The organism is Streptomyces sp. R302, assembly GCF_012927245.1.
In the GTDB taxonomy this organism is placed as follows: Bacteria; Actinomycetota; Actinomycetes; order Streptomycetales; family Streptomycetaceae; genus Streptomyces.
On sequence record NZ_JABBGE010000001.1, the window covers coordinates 1,111,440 to 1,135,168 of the forward strand.

Annotated in this window: 23 protein-coding genes; 11 read left to right on the forward strand and 12 right to left on the reverse strand. The window is 74.8% G+C overall.

Annotated elements, in window-relative coordinates; genetic code table 11:
• Positions 1-19: 19 nt before the first annotated feature.
• A complete protein-coding gene (locus HHL19_RS05080) occupies positions 20-388 on the forward strand; it encodes a tetratricopeptide repeat protein (protein ID WP_169085869.1) in 369 nt (122 codons plus the stop codon).
• Between the two features lie 26 nt (positions 389-414).
• On the opposite strand, the gene HHL19_RS05085 is transcribed toward HHL19_RS05080, so the two are convergent.
• Positions 415-768: a DUF6343 family protein gene (locus tag HHL19_RS05085; RefSeq protein WP_240981392.1), complete on the reverse strand. Its 354-nt coding sequence runs from the start codon at positions 766-768 to the stop codon at positions 415-417.
• A gap of 86 nt (positions 769-854) precedes the next feature.
• On the reverse strand, positions 855-1,187 hold the full coding sequence (locus HHL19_RS05090) for a hypothetical protein (protein ID WP_169085870.1): 333 nt from the start codon (positions 1,185-1,187) through the stop codon (positions 855-857).
• 227 nt (positions 1,188-1,414) lie between these two features.
• Here HHL19_RS05090 and HHL19_RS05095 point away from each other — a divergent pair, with 227 nt between their 5' ends.
• The 3 genes from HHL19_RS05095 to HHL19_RS05105 all read left to right on the forward strand — a co-directional run bounded on the left by HHL19_RS05095 (position 1,415) and on the right by HHL19_RS05105 (position 6,476).
• Positions 1,415-4,258, forward strand: a complete 2,844-nt coding sequence (locus HHL19_RS05095; protein WP_169085871.1) for a DEAD/DEAH box helicase — start codon at positions 1,415-1,417, stop codon at positions 4,256-4,258.
• Entirely contained in the window at positions 4,255-5,532 is a 1,278-nt protein-coding gene (locus HHL19_RS38030; protein ID WP_169085872.1) for an SWIM zinc finger family protein, read from the forward strand. Before HHL19_RS05095 ends, HHL19_RS38030 begins: the two co-directional genes overlap by 4 nt.
• Positions 5,533-5,681: 149 nt before the next feature.
• A complete protein-coding gene (locus tag HHL19_RS05105; RefSeq protein ID WP_206324514.1) occupies positions 5,682-6,476 on the forward strand; it encodes a chaplin in 795 nt (264 codons plus the stop codon).
• A gap of 92 nt (positions 6,477-6,568) precedes the next feature.
• Here HHL19_RS05105 and HHL19_RS05110 read toward each other — a convergent pair whose 3' ends face one another.
• The 4 genes from HHL19_RS05110 to HHL19_RS05125 are packed head-to-tail and all read right to left on the reverse strand — an operon-like array spanning position 6,569 to position 8,968.
• A complete protein-coding gene (locus HHL19_RS05110; RefSeq protein ID WP_169085873.1) occupies positions 6,569-7,255 on the reverse strand; it encodes a DUF2293 domain-containing protein in 687 nt (228 codons plus the stop codon).
• An 11-nt stretch (positions 7,256-7,266) separates the two neighbouring features.
• A complete protein-coding gene (locus HHL19_RS05115) occupies positions 7,267-7,725 on the reverse strand; it encodes a hypothetical protein (RefSeq protein ID WP_169085874.1) in 459 nt (152 codons plus the stop codon).
• A gap of 60 nt (positions 7,726-7,785) precedes the next feature.
• Positions 7,786-8,163, reverse strand: coding sequence for a MerR family transcriptional regulator (locus HHL19_RS05120; RefSeq protein WP_169085875.1), 378 nt, complete (start codon positions 8,161-8,163; stop codon positions 7,786-7,788).
• A gap of 13 nt (positions 8,164-8,176) precedes the next feature.
• The gene (locus HHL19_RS05125; protein WP_169085877.1) at positions 8,177-8,968 is read right to left on the reverse strand and encodes an SDR family oxidoreductase; all 792 of its coding nucleotides are present in this window, start codon (positions 8,966-8,968) and stop codon (positions 8,177-8,179) included.
• Between the two features lie 72 nt (positions 8,969-9,040).
• On the opposite strand from HHL19_RS05125, the gene HHL19_RS05130 reads away from it, so the two are divergent.
• The gene (locus tag HHL19_RS05130) at positions 9,041-9,688 is read left to right on the forward strand and encodes a uridine kinase (RefSeq protein ID WP_169085878.1); all 648 of its coding nucleotides are present in this window, start codon (positions 9,041-9,043) and stop codon (positions 9,686-9,688) included.
• Here the strand turns inward: HHL19_RS05130 and HHL19_RS05135 are convergent.
• Positions 9,680-10,621, reverse strand: coding sequence for a PfkB family carbohydrate kinase (locus tag HHL19_RS05135; protein WP_169085879.1), 942 nt, complete (start codon positions 10,619-10,621; stop codon positions 9,680-9,682). The genes HHL19_RS05130 and HHL19_RS05135 overlap by 9 nt on opposite strands.
• Positions 10,618-11,538, reverse strand: coding sequence for a pseudouridine-5'-phosphate glycosidase (locus HHL19_RS05140; protein WP_169085880.1), 921 nt, complete (start codon positions 11,536-11,538; stop codon positions 10,618-10,620). The genes HHL19_RS05135 and HHL19_RS05140 overlap by 4 nt, the downstream gene beginning before the upstream one ends.
• A gap of 287 nt (positions 11,539-11,825) precedes the next feature.
• Here HHL19_RS05140 and HHL19_RS05145 point away from each other — a divergent pair, with 287 nt between their 5' ends.
• The gene (locus HHL19_RS05145; protein ID WP_169085881.1) at positions 11,826-12,185 is read left to right on the forward strand and encodes a cupin domain-containing protein; all 360 of its coding nucleotides are present in this window, start codon (positions 11,826-11,828) and stop codon (positions 12,183-12,185) included.
• 12 nt (positions 12,186-12,197) lie between these two features.
• On the opposite strand, the gene HHL19_RS05150 is transcribed toward HHL19_RS05145, so the two are convergent.
• A complete protein-coding gene (locus tag HHL19_RS05150; protein WP_169086333.1) occupies positions 12,198-13,472 on the reverse strand; it encodes an MFS transporter in 1,275 nt (424 codons plus the stop codon).
• 133 nt (positions 13,473-13,605) lie between these two features.
• Positions 13,606-14,160 (reverse strand): methylated-DNA--[protein]-cysteine S-methyltransferase, encoded by a 555-nt coding sequence (locus tag HHL19_RS05155; protein WP_169085882.1) that lies wholly within the window; start codon positions 14,158-14,160, stop codon positions 13,606-13,608.
• 283 nt (positions 14,161-14,443) lie between these two features.
• Here HHL19_RS05155 and HHL19_RS05160 point away from each other — a divergent pair, with 283 nt between their 5' ends.
• The 5 genes from HHL19_RS05160 (at position 14,444) to HHL19_RS05180 (ending at position 21,549) form a co-directional block, all read left to right on the forward strand.
• Positions 14,444-15,340, forward strand: a complete 897-nt coding sequence (locus HHL19_RS05160) for an MHYT domain-containing protein (protein WP_169085883.1) — start codon at positions 14,444-14,446, stop codon at positions 15,338-15,340.
• Positions 15,341-15,388: 48 nt separating this feature from the next.
• Positions 15,389-17,536, forward strand: coding sequence for an excinuclease ABC subunit UvrB (uvrB, locus tag HHL19_RS05165; protein ID WP_169085884.1), 2,148 nt, complete (start codon positions 15,389-15,391; stop codon positions 17,534-17,536).
• Positions 17,537-17,644: 108 nt separating this feature from the next.
• Entirely contained in the window at positions 17,645-18,223 is a 579-nt protein-coding gene (locus HHL19_RS05170; protein WP_169085885.1) for a TerD family protein, read from the forward strand.
• A gap of 176 nt (positions 18,224-18,399) precedes the next feature.
• Positions 18,400-20,289 (forward strand): TerD family protein, encoded by a 1,890-nt coding sequence (locus HHL19_RS05175; RefSeq protein ID WP_169085886.1) that lies wholly within the window; start codon positions 18,400-18,402, stop codon positions 20,287-20,289.
• Positions 20,290-20,562: 273 nt separating this feature from the next.
• Complete coding sequence (locus tag HHL19_RS05180) at positions 20,563-21,549, forward strand: TerC/Alx family metal homeostasis membrane protein (RefSeq protein ID WP_169085887.1); 987 nt, start codon at positions 20,563-20,565, stop codon at positions 21,547-21,549.
• Positions 21,550-21,627: 78 nt separating this feature from the next.
• On the opposite strand, the gene HHL19_RS05185 is transcribed toward HHL19_RS05180, so the two are convergent.
• A complete protein-coding gene (locus tag HHL19_RS05185) occupies positions 21,628-22,914 on the reverse strand; it encodes an MFS transporter (RefSeq protein WP_169086335.1) in 1,287 nt (428 codons plus the stop codon).
• 140 nt (positions 22,915-23,054) lie between these two features.
• Complete coding sequence (locus HHL19_RS05190) at positions 23,055-23,711, reverse strand: MBL fold metallo-hydrolase (RefSeq protein ID WP_169085888.1); 657 nt, start codon at positions 23,709-23,711, stop codon at positions 23,055-23,057.
• Between the last annotated feature and the right edge of the window lie 18 nt (positions 23,712-23,729).

Genomic DNA, 23,729 nt, shown 5'->3' on the forward strand with positions numbered 1-23,729 from the left:
CGTGGGAAGGATGCAGTTCATGGCCGAGAGAAATCCGGAGACGCACGTCATCGACTTCCGTGCCGCCGAGCAGTTGCTGGCCGCACGGGACCCGCGTGGTGCCGTGAAGCTGCTGGACTCGGTCATCGCCGAGCACCCGGAGAACACGGCGGCCCGGCTGCTGCGGGCGCGGGCCTTCTTCGCCGCCGCCCAGCTGCGGCCCGCGCAGCTGGAGTTCGAGCTGGTCCTGGAGCGCGAGCCGGACAACGCCTTCGCCCACTTCGCGCTCGCCCGCACCCTCCAGCGCTCCGGACAGGAGGCCCGGGCCACCCGGCACTTCCGGCTGGCCGCCGCGCTCGACCCCCGGCCCGAGTACGTACAGGCCGCGGGCTTCGGCACCGAGGACTGACCCGGCACCGAGGACCGACCGGGGCCTCAGCGGCCGCCTCCGTCCGGGTCGCCACCGCCCGGGCTCCGGGGCCACCACCCCTTGTCGGGGGCCCGGTCGTCGGCCGGGGCGCGGGGCCGGCCGTCGCCGTGGTCCGGTTCGTACGGCGGGATGTCACGGCCCGGCTGCCAGTGCGGGCCCTGCCGCAGGTGGCGCAGGACCATCGTCATGTCGGCCGCGACCACCAGGAGCAGCACCCCGCAGGCCACCGCCCAGCCGGGGCGGCCCACCAGCACGAAGACGACCGTGCCGAAGACCGCCCACACCATTCCCCAGGCACTCAGCCAGAACCGCAGCCGCAGCGCGCTGCGCGCGGTGACCGGCTCGCTACCGGTACGCATGACGGCGCCCTCTTCCGTCGGATCCCTGTGGGCACTTCCAGCATCTACCCGCCCAGGGGCGAACGGAACGGCGTCAGGGGCCGGGCTCAGTGCACGATCGAGTAGCTGCGCCAGGGCAGGGTGCCCGGCACGATGGAGTCGGCGCTGTTGGTCGGCAGGTAGATCGGCTCCTCGCCCCGGCAGTGCGGGGTCCGGTAGAGGATCAGGTCCACCAGGGTGCCGTTCTCGACCCGGGTCGCCCCGAGCGGCAGCCGGTGGCAGCCCTGCACCGGCGGGCTCATCACCCGCACCACCTTCTCCCCGCGCGTCTCGTACGTGACGGGGCCGACGGCGGTGCGGCCGAGGCCCGAGCAGCCCGCGACCGTGAGCGTGAGCAGCACGGCCCCGGTGGCGGTCGTGAGACGCCGGCGAACGGACATGGCGGATCCCCTTCGATCGGGCGAGCGAGGCGGTGGGCGGCAGCCCCGGAGGCGAAAAGCCCTGGTCGAGGCCACCCTCCCGCCGTCGGAGGCGGCTGTCATCCGGGGTTGGGCCGGTCGGGGGACACACGCCGGCGCCCGTTGTCGGACCCCGCCCGTAAGGTCGGGGGTACCGGCGCGGAAACTCCGCGCCGGCCGGTGGACCCCGGGGGAAGGAGGGCGGCACATTGACCGAGCGCTGGACCACCCGTGCCGCCGTCTTCCTGCCCGCGGCGCTGCCCCGCCAGGGCCGGATCGCCCTCTGGGCGCCCGACGGGGCGCCCCTGCCCGCGCCCGACGGCCTCGCCGGCGCGGAGTCCACCCGGATCACCGTGGCCCGCCGGCACGGCACCGGCATCCGCCGCCGCGAGGTCCCCGCCGTCACCCTGCCGGTGGCCACCGCCCTGCCCCTGCTCGTCGCCGCCCGGCACCGCCCCGCCGCGCACCCCGCCACCGCCTGCTGGGGCGCGGCCGCCCTGCACGCCCTGCACCTCGTCGGCCGCGGCCGACTGCTGCCCGGCCTCACCGCCGACGACCTGGACGCCTGGCGGGCCGGTCCGCTCGACGCCGAGGACATCGCCCATCTGCGGGCCGTCGCCGCCGCCATGCCGTACGAGGCGCACGCGGTGCCCGTCGCGGGCTCCGGCCCGCTCGCCCTGCCCGATCCGGAGGCCCTGGTGCGGGCCTTCCTCGACGCGGTCGCCGACACCCTGCCCCGTACCCCCGCCGCCGTGCACGCGGTCGGCGCGCCCTTCGCCGCCGCCGCGCCGCAGCACCTGCCCGGGGCCCGCGCCTGGGCCGCCGAGGCCGCCGCCGGCATGGACGCCGGGGTGCGGATCTCGCTCCGGCTCGACCTCTCCGCCGCCGAGCTGTTCGACAGCGCCGACGAGGCCGAGGGCGGCCCCGAGCGGCAGGCCGCCGCCGCCATCCTCCAGGTGCACAGCCTCGCCGACCCGACCCTCGTCATCGACGCCGCCGCCCTCTGGGCGGGGGAGGGCGAGCACTTCGGCCCCCGCGCCCGGATCGACGCCCTCCTCGCGCTGCGCCGCGCCGCCCGGATCTGGACCCCGCTCGGCCGACTCCTGGAGCGGGACGCGCCCGACGTCCTCGCCATCGGCGAGGCCGAGCTGTACGAGCTGCTCGGCCCGGCCGCGGCCCGGCTCGCCGACGCCGGGGTCGCCCTGCACTGGCCGCGCGACCTGGCCCGCTCCCTCAGCGCCTCCGCCGTCGTCCGCCCCGCCCGCTCCGCGCCCGGCTCCGCCACCGACGGCACCAGCTTCTTCGACTCCACCGAACTGCTCCGCTTCGACTGGCAGCTCGCCCTCGACGGCGACCCGCTGACCCAGGGCGAGATGGACGTCCTCGCCGAGGCCCACCGCCCCGTCGTCCGGCTCCGCGACCGCTGGGTCGTCGTCGACCCCGACCTCGTCCGCAAGGCCCGCAAGCGCGAACTGGGCCTGCTCGAACCGGTCGACGCCCTCGCCGCCGCCCTCACCGGCAGCGCCGAGGTCGACGGCGAGACCGTCCCCGCCGTGCCCGTCGGCGCGCTCGCCGTCCTCCGCGACCGGCTCCTCGCCGGCCCCGAGCCGGCCGCGCCACCGCCCGGACTCACCGCCACCCTGCGGGACTACCAGCTCCGCGGCCTCGCCTGGCTCGACCTCATGACCTCGCTCGGCCTCGGCGGCTGCCTCGCCGACGACATGGGCCTCGGCAAGACCGTCACCGTCCTCGCCCTCCACCTGCGCCGGGCCCGCCGCGAACCCACCCTCGTCGTCTGCCCCGCCTCCCTCCTCGGCAACTGGCAGCGGGAAGCCGCCAAGTTCGCCCCCGGCGTGCCCGTCCGCCGCTTCCACGGCACCGCGCGCGAGCTCGGCGACCTCGACGGCGGGATCGTCCTCACCACCTACGGCACCCTGCGCACCCGCGCCGCCCGGCTCGCCGAGCAATCCTGGGGGATGGTCGTCGCCGACGAGGCCCAGCACGTGAAGAACCCGTTCTCCGCGACCGCCAAGGCGCTGCGCACGATCCCCGCCCCCGCCCGGGTCGCCCTCACCGGCACCCCCGTGGAGAACAACCTCTCCGAACTGTGGGCCCTCCTCGACTGGACCACCCCCGGACTCCTCGGCCCGCTCAAGGCCTTCCGCTCCCGGCACGCCCGCGCCGCCGAGAACCACGAGGAGCTGGAGAACGAGGAGGCGGTGGAGCGGCTCGCCCGGCTCGTCCGCCCCTTCCTGCTGCGCCGCCGCAAGTCCGACCCCGGCATCGTCCCCGAACTGCCGCCCAAGACCGAGTCCGACCACCCGGTGCCGCTCACCCGCGAACAGGCCTCGCTGTACGAGGCGGTGGTCCGCGAGACCCTGGGCCTGATCGAGGCCGCCGAGGGGATGGCCCGGCGCGGACTGGTGATGAAACTGCTGACCTCGCTCAAGCAGATCTGCAACCACCCCGCCCAGTACCTCAAGGAGGACGCCCCGCGCGGCGGCGGCACCGCCCGCCTCGCCGGCCGCTCCGGCAAGCTCGCCCTCCTCGACGAACTCCTCGACACCATCCTCGCCGAGGACGGCTCCGTGCTCGTCTTCACCCAGTACGTGACGATGGCCCGGCTCCTCGCCGACCACCTCACCGCGCGCGGGATCGGCAGCCAACTCCTGCACGGGGGCACGCCGGTGGCGGAGCGGGAGCGGATGGTCGACCGCTTCCAGGCCGGCGAGGTCCCCGTCTTCCTGCTCTCCCTCAAGGCCGCCGGCACCGGCCTCAACCTCACCCGCGCCGGCCACGTCGTCCACTACGACCGCTGGTGGAACCCGGCGGTCGAGGACCAGGCCACCGACCGCGCCTACCGCATCGGCCAGACCCAGCCCGTGCAGGTCCACCGGCTCGTCACCGAAGGCACCGTCGAGGACCGCATCGCCGAACTGCTCCGCGCCAAGAAGGCCCTGGCCGAGGCCGTCCTGGGCTCCGGCGAGGCCGCCTTCACCGAACTCACCGACCGCGAACTGGCCGACCTGGTCTCCCTGAGGAGGTCCGCGTGAACCGCCCCGGAGCCCGGGCCGCCCGCCCCGCGCCGCGCGGAGCCGGCCCCCGCCACGACGACCGCCGCCGGACCTTCCCGGCCGTCCCGCCCCGCGAGACCGCCGACGGGCGCTTCGCCGCCACCTGGTGGGGCAACGCCTGGGTGGCCGCCCTGGAGCGCACCGCCCTCGACCAGGCCCGCCTCGGCCGGGGCAGGGCCTACGCGGAGCGCGGCCACGTCGACGCCATCACCGTCACCCCCGGCCGGGTCGTCGCCTATGTGCACGGCAGCCGGATCCGCCCCTACCGCACCGAGATCCGGATGCGGACGCTCGGCGACGACGGCTGGGAGCTGTTCCTCGACCAGGCCGCCGCCCGCCCGGAGCACATGGCCGCCCTCCTCGACAAGGAGGTCCCGCACGCCCTGGAGGCCGTCGAAGGGCTGCTGCCCGCCCCCGGCGACCTGCTGCCCGACTGCTCCTGCCCCGACGACGGCTTCCCCTGCAAGCACGCCGCCGCCCTCTGCTACCAGGCCGCCCGCCTCCTCGACGAGGACCCCTTCGTCCTCTTCCTGATGCGCGGCCGGGGCGAAGGCGAACTCCTCGCCGAACTCTCGCGGCGCAACGCCCGCTCCGCCGCCGAGACCACCACCGCCGCGCCCGTCCTCCCCGCCGTGCCCGCCCGCGAGGTGCTCGCCGCCGCGCCCGTGCTGCCGCTGCCCCCGCCGCTGCCGCTCCCCGACCGGCCCGGACGGCCCGCCGTCTTCCCGCCGGACCCGCACGCCCCGGACCCCCTCGCGCTCGACCTGCTCGCGGGCGAGGCCGCCGTCCGCGCCCACACCTTCCTCGTCACCGGCCACGACCCGGTCGCCGACCTCACCCCCTGGCAGGACGCCGTCCGGCTCGCCGCCGCCCACCCCGGCTCCGGACTCACCGCCTCGACCCGGGCGCTCTACCGCGACCTGGCCGACGCGCTCGACCGCACCCCCACCGACCTCGCCCGCGCCGTCGCCGCCTGGCGGCAGGGCGGCGCGGCGGGCCTCGCGGCGCTGGAAGAGCCCTGGGACCCGCCGGCCGGTCCCTTCGACCGCGCCAGACCCGCCCTCCTCGCCGCCGACTTCCCGTCCTTCCGCCCCTGGCGCAACCACCTCTCCACCGCCTCGCTCCAACTCCGGCTGGGCAAGGACGGCCTGTGGTACCCGTACGAATCGGACCACGGCCGGGAGGACTGGTGGCCGCGCGGCACGCCCGACGCCGACCCGGTCGGAGCCCTCACCGAACTCCTCGGCCGCTAGCGGACCGTGGGCCCGTCCGGGGCGTCACCACTCGAACGGAGCCTCCCTCGAAGGAGTGAATCCCGCCGACGGCCGGATCCGGCAGACGCGTTCGTCGCGTTTATTCCGGTACGGGCACTCGCCCGTGCAACTCCGGAAGGCAGGAAGCCATGAGGCAGATGCGCCGAAGTGGTCTGGCCACACTGTTGGTCACAGGTGGTGCGCTCGCGCTGTCGGCGGGCGCCGCCCACGCGGACTCAGGTGCCGAGGGCACCGCGGTCGGCTCCCCGGGAGTCGGCTCCGGCAACACGATCCAGCTGCCGGTCCACGTACCGGTCAACCTCTGCGGGAACACGGTCAACGTCGTCGGGCTGCTCAACCCGGCCATGGGGAACGCCTGCGCCAACACCTCGGCCCCGGCCGGGGAGCAGCGGGACGACGGCCCCGGCCACACCCACAAGGACGAGGCCGTGACCCCGCGCGGCGGCGAGCAGACCGACGGCGGCGGCGGTTCCTCCGACGGCGGGGCCGTCAACGGCGGCGGAGCCACCGCCGAGAGCCACACCGAGGGCTCCCCGGGCGTGCTGTCCGGGAACGGCCTCCAGCTCCCGATCGACCTGCCGGTCAACGTCGTCGGCAACTCGGTCAACGTCGTCGGCGTCGGCAACCCGGCCGTCGGCAACACCGGGGTCAACGCCCCGAGCACCCCCGAGGAGCCGCAGGTCGAGATCCCGACCCCGCGCCCGCAGACCCCGGTGCGCACCCTGCCGCCGAAGCCGGTCGCCGAGCAGGAGAAGCCCGCCGTCCCGGCGCCCGCCCCGGCCCCGCAGGGCGGGACCGAGCGGGTCGTGCTCGCCGCCACCGGCAGCGACTCCGTCGGCTACGCCGCCGCGGGCAGCGCCGCGCTCCTCCTCGGCGGCGCGCTGATGTACCGCCGCGCCCGCCGCGCGGGCGACCAGGTCTGACCCGGACCTGCCACGCCGGGGCCGGCCCCGCTGACGCCCGAGCCGTCGGCGGTCGGCCCGGCCCGGCGCGCCCTCCGCGCCCGTCGTGCCCGTCACGCCGGGCGCGTCCGTGTGTCCGGACCCGGCGCCCGCCAGGAGCGGAGCACCGCCTCGATGGCGGAGGAGACCCGGGCACGGGCCTGCCGGCGGGGGACACCGGACATCAGCAGCGCGTCGTACGGCGTGTCCACGTGCCGCACCGAGGCGCGGACCGCGGCCGTCACGGCGCCCCGGTCGAGGGCCCGCCCCGCGGCCGTCCTGCCCACCCGGCCGCTGCCCTTCGCGGAGGCGTGGACGGCGATCTCGGCCGCCCGCTCCGGCGGCATCGCGGGGAAGAGCCGCAGGATCTCCACCCGCAGCGCCTCGGTGACCCCGGCGTCCCGCACGGCGCGCCGCTCCGCGTCCCGGGCCCGGCGCCGCGCCCGGGCCTCGGCGTCGGCCAGGCAGGCCGCCTCCGCCCGGGCCAGGGCCGCCTCCTCGACGAGCAGCCCCTGGCGCTCGTAGCGGGTGCGGCGCCGGTTGTGACGTACCACCACCGCCCACAGGGCGCTCTGTTCGCGGGCGCGCCGGGTGAGCGCGGTGTCGCCCCGGCGCAGGAAGACGAGGTGGCCGAGGTCGGCGCAGTCCAGGCAGACCGGACGGTTGTACTCGACGATCATCCGCTCCAGCGGACCCTGCCGGCACTCCGAGCAGCGGCGGCGGCGCAGCGGCTCGACGACGACGGGGGCGACGAGGTCCATGGCCGCCGTCCTCAGCGGAGTCCGGGCGCGGCGGCGGCGACGAACCGGGCGAGGGCGTCCTTGGCCTGGTCGGAGCGGTGGGCCCGATCGGCCGTGCCGACCGCCTCGTGCATGCAGTGGGTCTCGTCGAAGGCGGCCTCGGCGAGCCGCCGCAGCTCCGCGTCGTCGCAGACCAGCTGGACGCGGAAGAGGGCCTGCCGGGCGGCGGTGCGCTGCCGGTAGGAGGCGTGCCGTGACTCCTCGGCCTCCTCCGAGCCGGGCTCCTCGGCGGCCCGGAACCAGCGGTCGTTCTGGCTGTGCCGGTACTCGACGACGGCGCCCGCGAAGGCGCTGTAGGTGGCGATCCGCTCCTGGCGGAGCTGTTCGTTCCGGGCGAGGGCGGCCGTGCGCAGGGTCGTCCGCCCCTGGAACCAGTGGGTGGCGATCACGCCGAGAAGCGTGCCCGCCACCGCTATCAGCGCCACATCCATGCCGTGGTCCTCCCCCGTGTCGCCGCTCCCGACGGCCCCAAGATCCTTCGGACCGTCAGATCATGGCATTCCGGGAGGGGGCGCGTCACCGTCGTGGCGGGCGGCGAGGGCGGTGGCCAGCCGGTCCCTGGCGGCCGTCTGCGCGGCGATGCGGGCGTCGAGCACGGCGAGCCGCTCGCGGGCGATCTCCAGGCCGCGGGCGGAGGGGCGCACCGACGGCAGGTCCCCGTCGAGGCAGGAGCGGAAGGCCGCCACGTCGTCGAGGGTGAGCCCGGCGTCGAGGAGGTACCGGATGTTGGCGACGCGGACCACCGCGCCCTCCTCGTACACGCGGTAGCCGTTGGCCGCGCGGTCCGAGGCGATCAGGCCCGCCTGTTCGTAGTGGCGCAGGGAACGCGCCGACACGCCTGTCCTCCGGGCCAGTTCACCGATGCGCACCCGCCCAGTCGTATCACGCGACCAGCGCGCCCCCGTCGACCGGGAGCACGGTGCCGGTGAGGAAGGCGGCCCCGGGGTCGGCGAGGGCGGTGATCGCCCAGGCGACCTCCTCGGGTCGGCCGATCCGCCCGAGCGGGGTGTGGGCGAGCTGCCAGGCCCGGACGGCCTCGCGCTGTTCCGGGGTGAGGCCCATGTGGTCGGCGATCGGGGTCTCGATCGCGCCGGGGGCGACCGCCACCACCCGGACGCCGGCGGGCGCGAGTTCGACGGCCCAGCAGCGGGTGAGGGTCTCCAGGGCGCTCTTGGTCGCCGGGTAGACCGAGTTGTCCGGCCAGCCGCGCTGGCCGATCGTCGTCGTCACGTTCACGACCACGCCGCCGGAGGAGCGCAGCGCGGGGACGGCGGCCTGGGTGAGCAGGACGGGTGCGAGCAGATTCGTTTCCAGGAGAGGGGCGATCACGGCCCGGTCGAGGGTGCCCAGGGGGCCGCCGGCGGCGATGCCCGCGTTGTTGACCAGGACGTCGAGGCGGCCGTGGTCGGCGAGCACGCGGCGGACGAGTCCCACGGGCGCGCCCTCGGCCGTGATGTCGGCGGGGAGCGGGTGGATCGCGTCGGGGGCTCCGGCAGCGGTCTCCCGCAGGGGCTCGGGCCTGCGGCCCACGGCGACGACGGTGGCGCCCTGCCGGGCGAAGGCGCGGGCGGTGGCCCGGCCGATGCCGGTGCCCGCGCCGGTGACGAGGACGACCCTGGGGGAGACGGGGGAGACGGGGGAGACGGTGGTGTCTGTGGTGTCTGTGGTGTTCACGCGGTCGATGGTGGAACCGTGACGCCAGTGGCAAGGTCAAGTCCGGGGAGCGTGCGGGGCAGAATGGGTGGGATGCGATACGAGGCGATCACCTGGGGCCGGATGGCCGGGCGGCTGGCGCGGCACGTGGACCGGCTCGCGCCCGGTGACGACGGCGACCGGCTGAAGGTCGCCGTCGACGGGGCCCCGGCCGCCGGGGGCGAGGAGCTGGCCGGGCTGCTCGCGGAGCAGCTGCGGGATCGCGGACGCCCCGTGCACGTCGTCGGCACCCAGGGCTTTCTGCGGCCCGCGTCGCTGCGGTTCGAGCACGGCCGGCAGGACCCCGACGCGTACTACGACGGCTGGACCGACACCGGGGCCCTGTGGCGCGAGGTGTTCACGCCGCTGGAGCCGGGCGGCGACGGGCGGGTGCTGCCCGATCTGTGGGATCCGGTGAAGGACCGGGCGACCCGGAGCCCGTATGTGACGCTGCCGCCCGGCGGTGTCCTGCTGCTGCACGGGCCGTTCCTCCTCGGGCACTGGTTCCCCTTCGATCTGACCGTCCATCTGCGGCTGACGCCCGGCGCCCTCGCGCGGCGTACCGGGGAGCCCTGGGCGCTGCCCGCCTTCGCCCGGTACGAGACGGAGGTCGACCCGGCCGGGACCGCCGACGTCGTCGTCCGCGCCGACGATCCGCGGCACCCGGCCTGGACCGGGCTCGGGGACCTCGGCTCAGACTGACGACGGGCCGCCCGACGGGGGTCTGCCGCCCACCACGGTCACCGCCTCGGCGCCCGCCGCGCACCCCGCCCGCGCCGCCTCCGCCGGGTCCGCGCCCGCGAGCCGCGCCGCGAGGAACGCGCCCGTGAACGCGTCGCCCGCGCCCGTCGAGTCCAGCCGCAGCTCCGGCGGCACGACCGGGGCCGTGACCCGGGCGGTGACCGCGCCGCCCTCGGCGATCAGCGCGCCGCCCGCGCCCAGGGTCACGACCGCCAGCGGGACGCGCCGGCTCAGGTCCCGGGCCGCCGCCTCCGCGTCCGGGGCTCCGGTGAGCAGCCGGGCCTCGTCGGCGTTGGGCAGCAGCGCGGCGGCGCCCTCCACGGCCGCGAGGAACCGCTCCGGGCCCAGCTCCGCCAGGAAGCCGGCCGACGCCGGGTCCACGCTCACCGGTATCCCGGCCGCCCGGGCGTCCCGCAGGGCGAGCATGGCCGCCGCCCGGCTCGACGGGGCGAAGAACAGATAGCCGGAGAGGTGCAGGGCGGCCACGCCGTCGAGGAGCCCGGCGGACCAGTCGCCGGGGCAGAGGCGGAGCACGGCGCCGCTGTCCGTCAGGAAGGTCCGCTCGGCCGCCGGGTCCACCAGGGCGATCACGGTGGCCGTCGGCACCTCCGGATCCGGCACGAGGAGCGGGCGGACGCCCGCCCCGGCCAGCTCGCGCCCGTGCCAGGCGGCCGACTCCGCGCCGACCCGGGCGAGCAGCCGCACGTCCTGCTGTCCCGAACGGGCCGCCCAGCAGGCTGCGTTGGCCCCCGCGCCGCCCGGCAGGGTGCGGATCGAGGCCGCCGTGTCCGTCGCGGGAGCGAGCGGTCCCCGGTGCCGGGCCACCACGTCCGTGACGACGTCCCCGACGACCAGCAGCGCCCCGCCCGGAGCCGCCCCGTCGGCCGCTGTCACCGCTCGCCCGCGGCGTACGCCCCCGCGATCCGGGCCGCGAGCCGGACGTTGCCCCGCACCGCCGCCAGGTTGGCCTCCAGGGACGCGCCGTCCGTGTGCGTGGTCAGGTACTCCAGGAGGAAGGGGGTGACGGCCTGCCCGGTGATGCCCTTCTCCTTCAGCTCGGAGAGGCCCCGCGCCAGCACCCGGTCGTGCAGTGCCGGGTCCAGCTGCTCCGCCTCGGGCACCGGATGGGCGACGACCAGCGCGGACCAGGGCCGGCCGAGCGCCTCCCGGGCCCGTATGACCGCGGCGACCTCCTCCGGGGTGCGCAGCGTCCAGTCGACCGGCTCCCCGGAGGAGGAGAGGTAGAAGCCCGGGAAGGTCTCGGTGCCGTACCCGGCGACCGTGACGCCCAGCGTCTCCAGGCGCTGGAGCGTGGCCGGGACGTCGAGGATCGACTTCACGCCCGCGCACACCACCGTGAGGCCCACCTCGGCGAGCAGCCGCAGGTCGGCGGACTCGTCCTGGGTCTCGTGCCACTCGCGATGCACCCCGCCGAGGCCGCCGGTGGCGAAGACCCGTATGCCCGCCGCGTCGGCGAGCCGGGCCGTCGCGGAGACCGTGGTCGCGCCGGTGGCGCCGGTGGCGAGTGCCGGGGCCAGGTCCCGGTGGCCGAGCTTGCGGACCGACGGGTCCTCCGCGATCCGGGTCAGCCCGGCCCGGTCGAGGCCGATCCGCGCCACGCCGTCGAGCACGGCGATGGTGGCCGGCACGGCGCCCTCGGCCCGTACCGACTCCTCCAGCTCCACGGCCACGGCCAGATTCCGCGGGCGCGGCAGGCCGTGGGCGATGATCGTCGATTCCAGGGCGACGACGGGCCGGCCCTCGCGGAGCGCGTCCCGGACCTCTTCGGACACCAGTGTGGTCGTGGTCATGGTCCATTTCTGGCGCGCTCGCCCGCCCCCCAAACACCTCTGGCGATCTCCCGCCACCCCCCTTTCGTACGAGGGTGCGAGTGGGGTACGGATTCGGTTTCCGGGCGTCCGGCCCGGGGCACGCGGGCGGGGCGCGACCCGCGCGGGCGGCGGGCAAGGCCCCGGTGCGGAATCCGTCGCCCTCGGGCCGGATCGGTAACGTGCCTGGTCAGAGCGGTGGACGGAGGGATTCCTTCCGCCCTCCCGGTCGCACCCGCCACCGCGGGATCCGGCTACAGTCACCGGCCATGACGACTCACGACCTCCCCTCCTTCGCCGTCCACATCCCCGACGCCGAGCTGGAAGCCGACCCGCTCGACCCCGCCCAGATCGTGTCCGGCACCCCCGAGGTGTCCGGCAAGGTGCTGTGGGAGTCCGCCGACGGCAAGCAGCTGCGCGGCATCTGGCAGATCACCCCCGGCGTCGTCACCGACACCGAGGCGAACGAGCTCTTCGTCGTCGTCAGCGGCCGGGCCACCGTCGCCGTCGAGGGCGGCGCCACGATGGAGATCGGGCCCGGCGACGCCTGCGTGCTCCGCGAGGGCGACCGGACCACCTGGACCGTCCACGAGACGCTGCGCAAGGCGTACCACATCACCCTGCCCTGACCCGGGCGCCGGTCACGCCCTGCGGAGCACGCCCCGCAGGGCCAGGGCCGCCATCGGCAGCAGCAGGCAGGCGGCGATCGCGTTCAGCGGGCCGTAGCCCGCCTCGGAGACGATCACCCCGGCCAGCAGGCCGCCGACGCCCGCCGCCGTGTTCATCGCCGTGTCCGACAGGCCCTGGACGGCCGCCCGTGCCGCCTGCGGCACCGAGTCCGTCAGCAGCGCCGAGCCCGACACCAGACCGGCCGACCAGCCGAGCCCCAGCACGAACAGACCCGCCGCGACCCGGGTGTGGCTCGCTCCCGCGGTGCCGGCGAGCAGCGCGGCGACCCCCAGCAGCCCGACCGCGAGACCGATCACCGCGAGCCGGCCGAGCCGGTCCGACAGCCAGCCCATGACGGGCGAGAACGCGTACATGCCCGCGATGTGCACGCTGATGACGAGCCCGATCAGCTCGATGCCGGCCCCGTGGTGGGTGAGCGCCACCGGCGTCATCGACATGATCGACACCATCACCGTCTGCGAGGCGACCACCGTGACCAGGGCGATCCGGGCCTGCGGCGACTCGCGGACCGCCCGCAGCCCGGCCCGCAGGGACCGGGCCTCGGGCCGGTCCTCCGCACCGCCGCCGTCCGAGGCGGCCAGCGCCCGCGCCGTCAGCAGCGGATCGGGCCGCAGCAGCACTGCCACCACCAGCGCCGAGACCACGAAGACCACCGCGGCCCACAGGAACGGGCCCGCGGCCACGGGTATGCCGAGGCCCGCGACGCTCCGCCCGGCCGGCGCCGCGATGTTCGGGCCGAGGACGGCACCGATCGTCGTCGCCCAGACCACCGTCGAGATGGCCCGCGCCCGCCGGTCCGGCGCCGCCAGGTCGGCGGCCGCGAACCGGGCCGTCAGATTGGCCGAGGAGCCCGCGCCGAAGCCCACCAGACCCACGAGGAGCAGCGGGAAGCTGCCGAGGACCGCGCCGAGCACCGCGACACCGGCGCCGAGCGCCCCCAGCAGATAGGCGAGCACCAGACCGGCCCGCCGGCCCCGCCGCGCCATCAGCGCCGCCAGCGGCATCGCGAGCAGCGCGGGCCCGGCGACCGTCGCCGTCGAGGCGAGCCCGGCCAGCGCGTCCGTACCGCTCACCTCGGTGGCGAGGACGGCGGCGAGCGCGACTCCGGTGGCGATCCCGAGGCCGCCGAGGATCTGGGTGGCGACGAGTACGGCCTGGACCCGCCGGCGCAGCGCCGGCAGAGCGACGGGGGAGAGCGGCGCGGCGGTCTCTCCGGGCACGAGGATGTCAGGGGCGTCGGGCGTTTCGGTCACGACCGGAGTGTGTCAGCCCCCGCACCCGAGGGGAACGGCGGGGAACGGAACCCCCGGAGGGGCCGCGCGCCCCCGGCGGCGGGCGCGGGCCGGGGCCCGGAGCCGCTCAGAACAGCGGTTCCGGCAGCACGCCCTCCAGGGCGAGCAGTCTTCGCTTCGTCTCCAGGCCGCCGCCGAAGCCGCCGAGTCCGCCGTCGCTCTCCACCACGCGGTGGCACGGCACCACCACCGGCAGCGGATTGGCGCCCATCGCCGCGCCCACCGCCTGCGCCGCCGCCGGCTGGCCGACGCGCCGCGCCAGCTCGCCGTACCCGACCACCGTCCCGTACGGGACGCCGGTGGCCAGCTCGCGCAGCACCTGACGGTTGAAACCGGTCGTCAGCGACCAGTCCAGCGGCAGGTCGAACGCGCGCAGCGCCCCCGCGAAGTACCGCTCCAGCTGCCGCGCCGGCTCCCCGAGCAGCCCCGTGGCGCACTCGACGGCCGGGCCGCCCAGCTGCTCGGCCAGCCGCTCCGGCATCCGCGCGCCGCGGTCCCCGCCCGCGTGGAACTCGACCCGCACGAGCCCCCGCCCGGTGGCCGCCAGGAAGAGCGGGCCGATGCCGCTCTCCACCACCGCCCACTCGGCGCGCGGGCCGCGCGGTCCGTCCTCGATGTCCATGCCCTCACCGTACGACCCGGCACCGACAGTTCCGTCCCTGCGTCCCTTTCCGGCCACGCCCCGCCGACGCCTGTCGGCCAGAACGGCCGTTCGGCGGCGATCCGGCGGCGGGATCCCCTCCCGAGGTCACGGACCGGTCTCGCTCCGGTCTCACGACCAGAAAATCGCCGGTCACGTGCCCGCGGAACCCCCGGCGGGCCATAGTCTCGCCCCGGTAGTACTACCCAGCGGTACCGACTGTTTTCGGACGTCCATGCGCCAGGGGTGGGAGGGGCACACGCTCATGCAGGGCACGGTCGACGGATTCAGCTACGGGATCGTCACGCCGCTGGCGGCCTTCCTCATGGCCTGCCTCGGCGGCGCCCTGGGGCTGAGATGCACGACCCGCTCGCTGCGTCACCGGGACTCCTTCAAGGCCGGCTGGCTGGCCCTCGGCTCCACCTCCATCGGCACCGGCATCTGGACGATGCACTTCATCGCCATGATGGGCTTCACGGTCGAGCAGGCGCCGATCGACTACGACCGGCCGATCACCTTCGCCAGCCTCGCCGTCGCCATCGTCATGGTCGGCATCGGCATCTTCATCGTCGGCTACCGGGGCGCCACCGCCCTCACCCTCGTCACCGGCGGCACCATCACCGGCCTCGGCGTCGCCACCATGCACTACCTCGGCATGGCCGGGATGCGGCTGCCCGGCCGGATCGAGTACGACACCCTGACCGTCGCCCTCTCCGTCGTCATCGCCGTCGTCGCCGCCACCACCGCCCTCTGGGCGGCGGTCTCCGTCCACGGCTTCCTCGCCAGCCTCGGGGCCAGCCTCGTCATGGGCGTCGCCGTCAGCGGCATGCACTACACCGCCATGGCGGCGGTCAGCGTCCACCTGCACACCCCGTCCGCCGCGGCCACCGGCCCCACCACGGGGTCGATGCTGCTGCCCATGCTGATCGGCCCGGCGGTCTTCCTCATCCTCGCCGCCGTCGTCGTCATGTTCGACCCGCTGCTCGTCATGGGCGACCCCGACTGGCAGCGGTCCCCGGCCCGCGCCCCGTACCGCCCCGGCGTCCCCGCCCCCCGGCACGTGCCCGGCTACGGCGAGCCCGCGAACTGGACCGCCCGTCCCGGCGGACGCGGCTTCCGGCGGTCCGTCCCGCGCGGCGGCCACCGCTCCCAGGACTGGTGAGGCGCCGATCGTCGCCCGACTGTCGGTGGCGGGTCGTACGGTGGTGGCATGCGGCCCGTTTCCAAGATCGAACGTTCGGTGGCGCCCTTCGAGGTCGTCTCCCCCTACCAGCCGAGCGGTGACCAGCCGGCGGCCATCGCCGAGCTGGACAAGCGCATCCGCGCCGGCGAGAAGGACGTCGTCCTCCTCGGCGCCACCGGCACCGGCAAGTCGGCCACCACGGCCTGGATGATCGAGAAGCTCCAGCGCCCCACCCTGGTGATGGCGCCGAACAAGACCCTGGCCGCCCAGCTGGCGAACGAGTTCCGCGAGCTCCTGCCCAACAACGCGGTCGAGTACTTCGTCTCGTACTACGACTACTACCAGCCCGAGGCGTACGTCCCCCAGTCGGACACCTACATCGAGAAGGACTCCTCGATCAACGAGGAGGTCGAGCGGCTGCGCCACTCCGCCACCAACTCCCTGCTCACCCGCCGGGACGTCGTCGTGGTCGCCTCCGTCTCCTGCATCTACGGCCTCGGCACCCCGCAGGAGTACGTGGACCGCATGGTCCCCCTCAAGGTCGGCGACGAGATCGACCGCGACCAGCTCCTCCGCCGCTTCGTCGACATCCAGTACACGCGCAACGACCTCGCCTTCACCCGCGGTACCTTCCGGGTCCGCGGCGACACCATCGAGATCTTCCCCGTGTACGAGGAGCTCGCCGTCCGCATCGAGATGTTCGGCGACGAGATCGAGGCGCTCTCCACCCTCCACCCGCTGACCGGCGAGATCATCAGCGACGACCAGCAGCTGTACGTCTTCCCCGCCAGCCACTACGTCGCCGGCCCCGAGCGCATGGAGCGGGCCGTCAACGACATCGAGGGCGAGCTCGACGGCCGCCTCAAGGAGCTGGAGAAGCAGGGCAAGATGCTGGAGGCCCAGCGCCTCCGCATGCGCACCACCTACGACATCGAGATGATGCGCCAGATCGGCTCCTGCTCCGGCATCGAGAACTACTCGATGCACTTCGACGGCCGCGAGCCCGGCTCCCCGCCCAACACCCTCCTCGACTACTTCCCCGAGGACTTCCTCCTCGTCATCGACGAGTCGCACGTCACCGTGCCGCAGATCGGCGCCATGTACGAGGGCGACGCCTCCCGCAAGCGGACCCTCGTCGACCACGGCTTCCGGCTCCCCTCCGCCCTCGACAACCGCCCGCTGAAGTGGGAGGAGTTCCAGGAGCGGATCGGCCAGACCGTCTACCTCTCCGCCACCCCCGGCACCTACGAGCTGTCCCGCTCCGACGGCTTCGTCGAGCAGATCATCCGCCCCACCGGCCTCGTCGACCCCGAGGTCGTCGTCAAGCCCACCGAGGGCCAGATCGACGACCTGGTCCACGAGATCCGGCTGCGCACCGAGCGGGACGAGCGCGTCCTCGTCACCACCCTCACCAAGAAGATGGCCGAGGACCTCACCGACTACTTCCTGGAGCTCGGTATCCAGGTCCGCTACCTCCACAGCGACGTCGACACCCTGCGCCGCATCGAGCTGCTGCGCGAACTGCGCTCCGGCGAGTACGACGTCCTCGTCGGCATCAACCTGCTCCGCGAGGGCCTCGACCTCCCCGAGGTCTCCCTCGTCGCCATCCTCGACGCCGACAAGCAGGGCTTCCTGCGCTCCGGGACCTCCCTCATCCAGACCATCGGCCGCGCCGCACGCAACGTCTCCGGCCAGGTCCACATGTACGCCGACACCATCACCCCCGCCATGGCCCAGGCCATCGACGAGACCAACCGGCGCCGAGAGAAGCAGGTCGCCTACAACAAGGAGCACGGGATCGACCCCCAGCCGCTCCGCAAGAAGATCAACGACATCGTCGCCACCATCGCCCGCGAGGAGGTCGACACCGAGCAGCTGCTCGGCACCGGCTACCGCCAGGGCAAGGACGGCAAGGGCGCCAAGTCCCCGGTGCCCTCGCTCGCCGCGCACGCCCCGAAGGCGGGCAAGGCCGGCAGGGCGGGCGCCAAGGCCGGCTCGACGCTGGAGCTCGGCGACCGCCCCGCCGCCGAACTGGCCGGAGTCATCGAGGAGATGACCGAGCGGATGCGCGCCGCCGCCGCGGAGCTGCAGTTCGAGGTGGCCGCCAGGCTCCGGGACGAGGTCGCCGAGCTCAAGAAGGAACTGCGGCAGATGAAGGAGGCGGGACTGGCGTGACCCGTGGCGGCCCGGTGTGTTGCAAGACCGACACAAAACCGGGCCGCGCCCGCCACGTTGTCAGTGGGCCTGCGTAGGGTGCTGCCACAACGACGAGAGGGGCAGCGCGTGACGGTCAACATGACCAAGGGGCAGGCCATCAGCCTGGAGAAGCAGGGCGGGGGCAGCCTCACCCAGGTGCGTATGGGGCTCGGCTGGCAGGCCGCGCCGCGCCGGGGGCTCTTCGGCTCGCGCACCCGCGAGATCGACCTGGACGCCTCCGCGGTGCTCTTCGCCGAGAAGCAGCCCGTGGACGTGGTCTTCTTCCGCCACCTGGTCAGCGACGACGGCTCCGTCCGCCACACCGGTGACAACCTCGTGGGCGGCGTGGGCCAGGGCGGCGACGACGAGGCCATCCTCGTCGACCTCCAGCGGGTGCCCGTCCACATCGACCAGATCGTCTTCACGGTGAACTCCTTCACCGGACAGACCTTCCAGGAGGTGCAGAACGCCTTCTGCCGGATCGTCGACGAGACGAACGGCCAGGAGCTGGCGCGCTACACCCTGGACGGCGGCGGCCAGTACACCGCGCAGATCATGGCGAAGGTGCACCGGGTCGGCGCCGGCTGGCAGATGACCGCCCTGGGGAACCCGGCCAACGGCCGCACCTTCCAGGACCTGATGCCGGCGATCCTGCCGCACCTGTAGGCGGACCCGCGGGGCGGACTCCGCCGCCCCGCCGCCGTACCGCAGCTCCCGACGGGCACCGGCCCGCCGGGAGCTGTCCCGCATGACCACATGACCGTGCGACCGCATGGTGACGTCGTGGCAGCAGTCCACGACCGCATGACCGACCCGAAGCGCCGAGGGGAAACAGAGTCCAGATGACGGCCGAGCTGGTCCGGGGGCAGAACCACCCCCTGCCCGACACCCGACTCGAACTCCGGGTCTCCGCCGGACACCCGGTCGTCGCCGGGGCCACCCTCGCGGACGAGGGGGGCCGCGTCGCCGGCGCCGAGTGGATCGCCCACCCCGGCGCCCCCGTGCGCCCCGGGGTCGAGGTGCCCGGAGAGGCCGCGGCCGAGCACCGCATCGCCGTGGACCTCGCCGCCCTCCCGGACGCCGTGCACCGGCTCTCCCTGCTCCTCGCGCTCCCGCAGGGCGGGGACGGCCCGGCGCGCTTCGGCACCGCCGCCGCCCCCTTCGTGACCGTCGCCGACCCGGCGGGCGCCGCCGTCGCCACGTACACCATCACCGGCCTCGACCGGGAGTCCGCCGTCGTCGCCCTGGAGCTCTACCGCCGCCAGGGCGCCTGGAAGGTCCGCGCCGTCGGGCAGGGGTACGAGGGCGGGCTCGCCGACCTCCTCGCCGACCAGGGCGCACCGGCCGCCGCCGACCTCGCCGCCGCCGTCCTGCACGCGGCCGCCCCCGCCGCCCCGGTGCCGCCGCCGCTGGTCCCCGAGACCGCCCCGGCCGATCCCTCCTCCTCCACCACCACGATCAGCTACGCCCACCCGGGGCGCCGCCCGGCCGCCCCGGCCGCCGGCCCCGGAGCCGTACCGCCGCCGTCCGAGCCGCCGGCCGTCTCGCCGTCCGCGTCGTCGGCCGCGTCGCCGTCCGCGTCCCCGGGGGAGTCCCGGCCGGTGCCCGTGGCCGGGGACGCCAGCGGGTGGTCCATGGACGAGCGGCTCTACAACCAGGTGTGGGGCATGTTCGAGGACCTGGCCAGGAGCGTCGCCGCCTACCGCAGCGCCCGCGACTTCGCCGACCACCGCCTCGACCGGGCCGTCGACCAGGTCCTCGCGGATCCGAGCGCCCGGGTCGGCGGGGCCGGCGACGCCGCGCGGGCGGCCGCCCGGGCCACCCACGAGGAGCTGATGGGCAGGGCCCAGGAGGTCCTCGACCGGGACCTCGCGCAGCTCACCGCCGAGTCCGAGGTCGTCGAACCCGCCCTGCCCGTCGCCTACGCCCGCTGGGACAACCCCGTCTGGCACGCCTACCGGACCCCGGAGGAGCCCCCGATGGCGGTCCGCCTCGGCGACCTCCACGTCCCCGAGCAGAGTGCCCTCAGGATCCCCTTCCTGGTCCGGCTCCCGCTGGAGCGCGGCCTCTGGGTGGACTCGGGGCCCGGCCGCACCTCGGCCGCCGGACTCCTCGACGAGGCGGAGCTGCGCCGACTCGCCCTGGACAGCGCCGTCGCACACACCGCCCGGCTGCTCGCCGCCCACCCCGCGGGCGCCCTCACCGTCCACGTCCTCGACCCGGCCGGCGGCGGGGCCGCCGCCTTCGCGCCGCTCGTCGAGACCGGGGTCCTCACCGCCCCGCCGGCCCGGGGCGCGGCCGGGGTCACCGACGTCCTCGCCCAGCTCACCGAGCGGGTGGACCTGTTGCAGATGGCGGTGCGCGGCGACGCCTCCGAGGATCTGCCGCCCGGCTTCGACCCGGCCCGCCAGCTGCTCGTCGTCCACGACTTCCCGCACGGCTTCGACGACCGGGCCGTCACGCGGCTCCGCTACCTCGCGGACGAGGGCCCCTCGGTCGGCGTCCACCTGCTGATGGTCGCGGACCGGGCGGACGCCGCCGCGTACGGGCCGGTGCTCGACCCGCTGTGGCGCTCGCTGCTCCGGCTCACGCCGGTGCCCGACGACCACCTCGCCGACCCGTGGGTCGGCCACGCCTGGACCTATGAGCCGCCGACGGTCCCGCCGGGCAGCGCGGTGCTCTGGCAGGTCCTCGGGCAAGTGGGGGAGGCGCGTCGGCGCAACTCCGGCTGATCCGGGCCCGCCTCCAGGCAAAGGCCTCTGACCTGCACTTTTGGGCCACCTTTACCCTTTCCTTTACCTTCTCTTGGTTCTTCGAGTACTCTTTTTCCCAGCGGAGGGGAGTACTCCCCATGCGCGGCGCACCCGTCAATACGGACGGATCAAGGACATCCGGTCCCGGGGCGTCGGCCCGGCGGCCGTGTGTCACGGCCCCGGGTGGAAGAGACCTCCGGCAGCGACGACGCTGATCAGCCGTACGACGCCGGAGGCGCAGTGGACGTATCGATGACCATCTGGGTGCTGACCATTCTCGGTCTGGGCGCCCTGATCGCGGTCGACTTCTTCATCGGGCGCAAGCCCCACGACGTGTCGATCAAGGAAGCCGGAATCTGGACCGTCGTCTGGATCGCGCTCGCCGTGCTCTTCGGCATCGGCGTCTCGATCTGGGGCGGCGGCCAGGCGGGCGGAGAGTTCTTCGCCGGCTTCATCACGGAGAAGTCGCTCAGCGTCGACAACCTCTTCGTCTTCATCCTGATCATGGCGAAGTTCTCCGTGCCGAGCCACCTCCAGCAGCGGGTGCTGCTCGTCGGCGTGCTCATCGCCCTCGTCCTGCGGGCGATCTTCATCGCGGCGGGCGCCGCGATCATCGCCAGCTTCTCGTGGGTCTTCTACCTCTTCGGCGCCTTCCTCATCTACACCGCCTGGAAGCTCGTCAAGGAGGCCATGGCGGACGAGGACGAGGACGACTGGGACGAGAACCGCCTCCTGAAGTCCATCGAGAAGAAGTTCGGCGTCGCGGACCGCTACCACGACACCAAGCTCTTCGTCGTGCAGGCCGGCAAGAAGGTCATGACGCCGCTCCTGGTCGTCATGCTCGCCATCGGCATGACCGACGTGCTCTTCGCGATGGACTCGATCCCCGCGATCTTCGGCCTCACCCAGGACCCGTACATCGTCTTCACCGCCAACGCCTTCGCCCTCATGGGTCTGCGTCAGCTGTACTTCCTGATCGGCGGCCTGCTGAAGAAGCTGGTCCACCTCAGCTACGGCCTGTCGGTGATCCTCGGCTTCATCGGCGTCAAGCTGGTCCTGCATGCCCTGCACGAGTCCGGCGTCCACGTCCCCGAGATCTCCATCCCGGTCTCCCTCGCGGTCATCGGCGGCGTCCTGGTCGTCACCACGATCACCAGCCTGATCGCCTCGAAGAAGCAGTCCGAGAAGGCCGCCGCCGAGGCCGCGGAGAAGTCCGGCAAGGACAGCGTCGAGGCCTGACCCCTCCCCACGACACGGCGACGGCCGGCCCGGGCATCGCGCCCCGGGCCGGCCGTCGCCGTTCTCCGTACGCTCCCGTCAGACGGTCGCGCCCTCCACGGCCTGCTCGGGCCGCCGCTCCGGCAGCGTCTCCGGGAGCAGCGCGAAGCAGCCGAGACTCACCAGCGCCACCACCGTCAGATAGGCGGCCACCCCCCACGGCGGGCCCGAGCCGCCCTCCGACAGGGTCGTGGCCACGATCGGCGTCAGCGCGCCGCCGAGCACCCCCGCCAGGTTGTAGCCCACGGCCGCGCCGGTGCACCGGACCCGGGGCTCGTACAGCTCCGGGAGGTACGCGGCGACCACCGCGAACATGGTGATGAAGGCCAGCAGCGCCCCCAGGAACCCCAGGAACATCAGCAGCGGCTGCGCGGTGTGCAGCAGCGCCACCATCGGGAACATCCACACGGCCGCCGCCGCGCACCCCGCCAGGCAGAGCGGCCTGCGCCCCCAGCGGTCGCCGAGCAGGGCCAGGAAGGGCGTCGCGGCGCCCTTCAACGCCACCGCGGCCATCACGCAGACCAGCATCACGGTGCTGCTCACCCCGAGCCGTTCGGTGCCGTAGGCCAGGGCCCAGGTGGAGACCGTGTAGAAGATCGCGTACCCGACGGCGAGGGCGCCGGCGGTCAGCAGCACCAGCCGCCAGTGGTCGCGGGCGACCTCGGCGAGCGGCGCGCTCGCCCGCCGCCCGGACGCGGACAGCTCCTCGAACTGCGGGGTCTCCGCGAGGGAGGAGCGCAGCAGCAGGCCGACGGCGGCGAGCAGGCCCGCCGCCCAGAACGGCACCCGCCACCCCCAGGAGCGGAAATCGGCGTCGCTCAGGCCCGCGGTGAGCGCCAGCATCACCCCGTTCGCCAGGAGGAAGCCGACCGCCGGGCCGATCTGCGGGAAGCTCGCCCACAGCGCGCGGCGGTGCGGCGGGGCGTGCTCGGCGGTCAGCAGGACGGCGCCGCCCCACTCGCCGCCGAGGCCGAGCCCCTGGAGGAAGCGGAGCAGGAGCAGCAGCAGGGGAGCGGCGACGCCGATCGCGTCGTACGTGGGGACACAGCCGACGGCGACGGTGGCGCAGCCGGTGAGCAGCAGCGAGGCGAAGAGCACCGGGCGGCGTCCGTGCCGGTCCCCGATGTGCCCGAAGAGGACCGAGCCCATGGGGCGGGAGAGGAAGCCGATGGCGAAGGTGCCGAAGGCGGCGAGCGTCCCGGCGAGCGGGGAGAACGTCGGGAAGAAGAGCGGTCCGAGGACGAGGGCGGCGGCCGTCCCGTAGACGAAGAAGTCGAAGAACTCGATGGCGGTGCCGACGAGCGAGGCGGCGGCGAGCCGGGCCATCGAGGGCGGGCCGGCGGCCGCCGGTGGCGACGGAGGGTGACTGGCGTGCATGTGCCGCCAACTACCCGGCCGCCGTCCGGGTTACGGGGGCGCACGGGAGCGGCCCCGGCGTCACCGGGGGCGCTTCGGCACCGGCCGGCTCACCAGCCGCGCTCGCGCCACTCCGGGAGATGGGGGCGCTCGTCACCGAGCGTGGTGTCCTTGCCGTGGCCGGGGTAGACCCAGGTCTCGTCCGGCAGGGCGGCGAAGAGCTTGGTCTCCACGTCGTGCAGGAGGCTCGCGAAGGCCTCCGGGTCCTTCCAGGTGTTGCCGACGCCGCCCGGGAAGAGGCAGTCGCCGGTGAAGAGGTGCGGGTGGCCGTGCGGGTCGTCGTAGACGAGCGCGATCGAGCCCGGGGTGTGGCCGACGAGCCGGCGGGCGGTGAGCTCGACCTCGCCCACGCGGATCGTGTCGCCGTCCTCCACCGGGACGTCGGTGGCGACCGGGATGCCCTCCACGTCGTACGCGCCCGCGTAGGTGGTCGCGCCGGTGGCGGCGACGACCTCGGCCAGGGCCTGCCAGTGGTCGCCGTGCCGGTGGGTGGTGACGACGGCGGTGATGCCGTCGTCACCGATCAGCGTGAGCAGGGTCTCCGCGTCGTTGGCCGCGTCGACGAGCAGCTGGGCGCCGGTGGCCCGACAGCGCAGCAGATACGCGTTGTTGTCCATCGGGCCGACCGCGACCTTGGAGATCATCAGGTCCTTCAGCTCGTGGACGTCGGCAGGACCGCCCACCCTCACCGCTCCGCTGTACGTCATGGCCTCAGCCTAGCCCCG

Bases quoted from the DNA above. Each gene is read 5' to 3' on its own strand.
- HHL19_RS05190 (WP_169085888.1), bottom strand. From the start codon at position 23,711: ATGACGTACAGCGGAGCGGTGAGGGTGGGCGGTCCTGCCGACGTCCAC.
- HHL19_RS05140 (WP_169085880.1), bottom strand. From the start codon at position 11,538: ATGACCACGACCACACTGGTGTCCGAAGAGGTCCGGGACGCGCTCCGC.
- HHL19_RS05185 (WP_169086335.1), bottom strand. From the start codon at position 22,914: ATGGCCCGGCTCGCCGCCGCCTCGCTCGTCGGCACCGCCATCGAGTTC.
- HHL19_RS05175 (WP_169085886.1), top strand. From the start codon at position 18,400: ATGACGGCCGAGCTGGTCCGGGGGCAGAACCACCCCCTGCCCGACACC.
- HHL19_RS05115 (WP_169085874.1), bottom strand. From the start codon at position 7,725: ATGGATGTGGCGCTGATAGCGGTGGCGGGCACGCTTCTCGGCGTGATC.
- HHL19_RS05145 (WP_169085881.1), top strand. From the start codon at position 11,826: ATGACGACTCACGACCTCCCCTCCTTCGCCGTCCACATCCCCGACGCC.
- HHL19_RS05110 (WP_169085873.1), bottom strand. From the start codon at position 7,255: ATGGACCTCGTCGCCCCCGTCGTCGTCGAGCCGCTGCGCCGCCGCCGC.
- HHL19_RS05160 (WP_169085883.1), top strand. From the start codon at position 14,444: ATGCAGGGCACGGTCGACGGATTCAGCTACGGGATCGTCACGCCGCTG.
- HHL19_RS05130 (WP_169085878.1), top strand. From the start codon at position 9,041: ATGCGATACGAGGCGATCACCTGGGGCCGGATGGCCGGGCGGCTGGCG.
- HHL19_RS05155 (WP_169085882.1), bottom strand. From the start codon at position 14,160: ATGGACATCGAGGACGGACCGCGCGGCCCGCGCGCCGAGTGGGCGGTG.
- HHL19_RS05085 (WP_240981392.1), bottom strand. From the start codon at position 768: ATGCGTACCGGTAGCGAGCCGGTCACCGCGCGCAGCGCGCTGCGGCTG.
- HHL19_RS05180 (WP_169085887.1), top strand. From the start codon at position 20,563: ATGACCATCTGGGTGCTGACCATTCTCGGTCTGGGCGCCCTGATCGCG.
- uvrB (WP_169085884.1), top strand. From the start codon at position 15,389: ATGCGGCCCGTTTCCAAGATCGAACGTTCGGTGGCGCCCTTCGAGGTC.
- HHL19_RS05105 (WP_206324514.1), top strand. From the start codon at position 5,682: ATGAGGCAGATGCGCCGAAGTGGTCTGGCCACACTGTTGGTCACAGGT.
- HHL19_RS05090 (WP_169085870.1), bottom strand. From the start codon at position 1,187: ATGTCCGTTCGCCGGCGTCTCACGACCGCCACCGGGGCCGTGCTGCTC.
- HHL19_RS05080 (WP_169085869.1), top strand. From the start codon at position 20: ATGGCCGAGAGAAATCCGGAGACGCACGTCATCGACTTCCGTGCCGCC.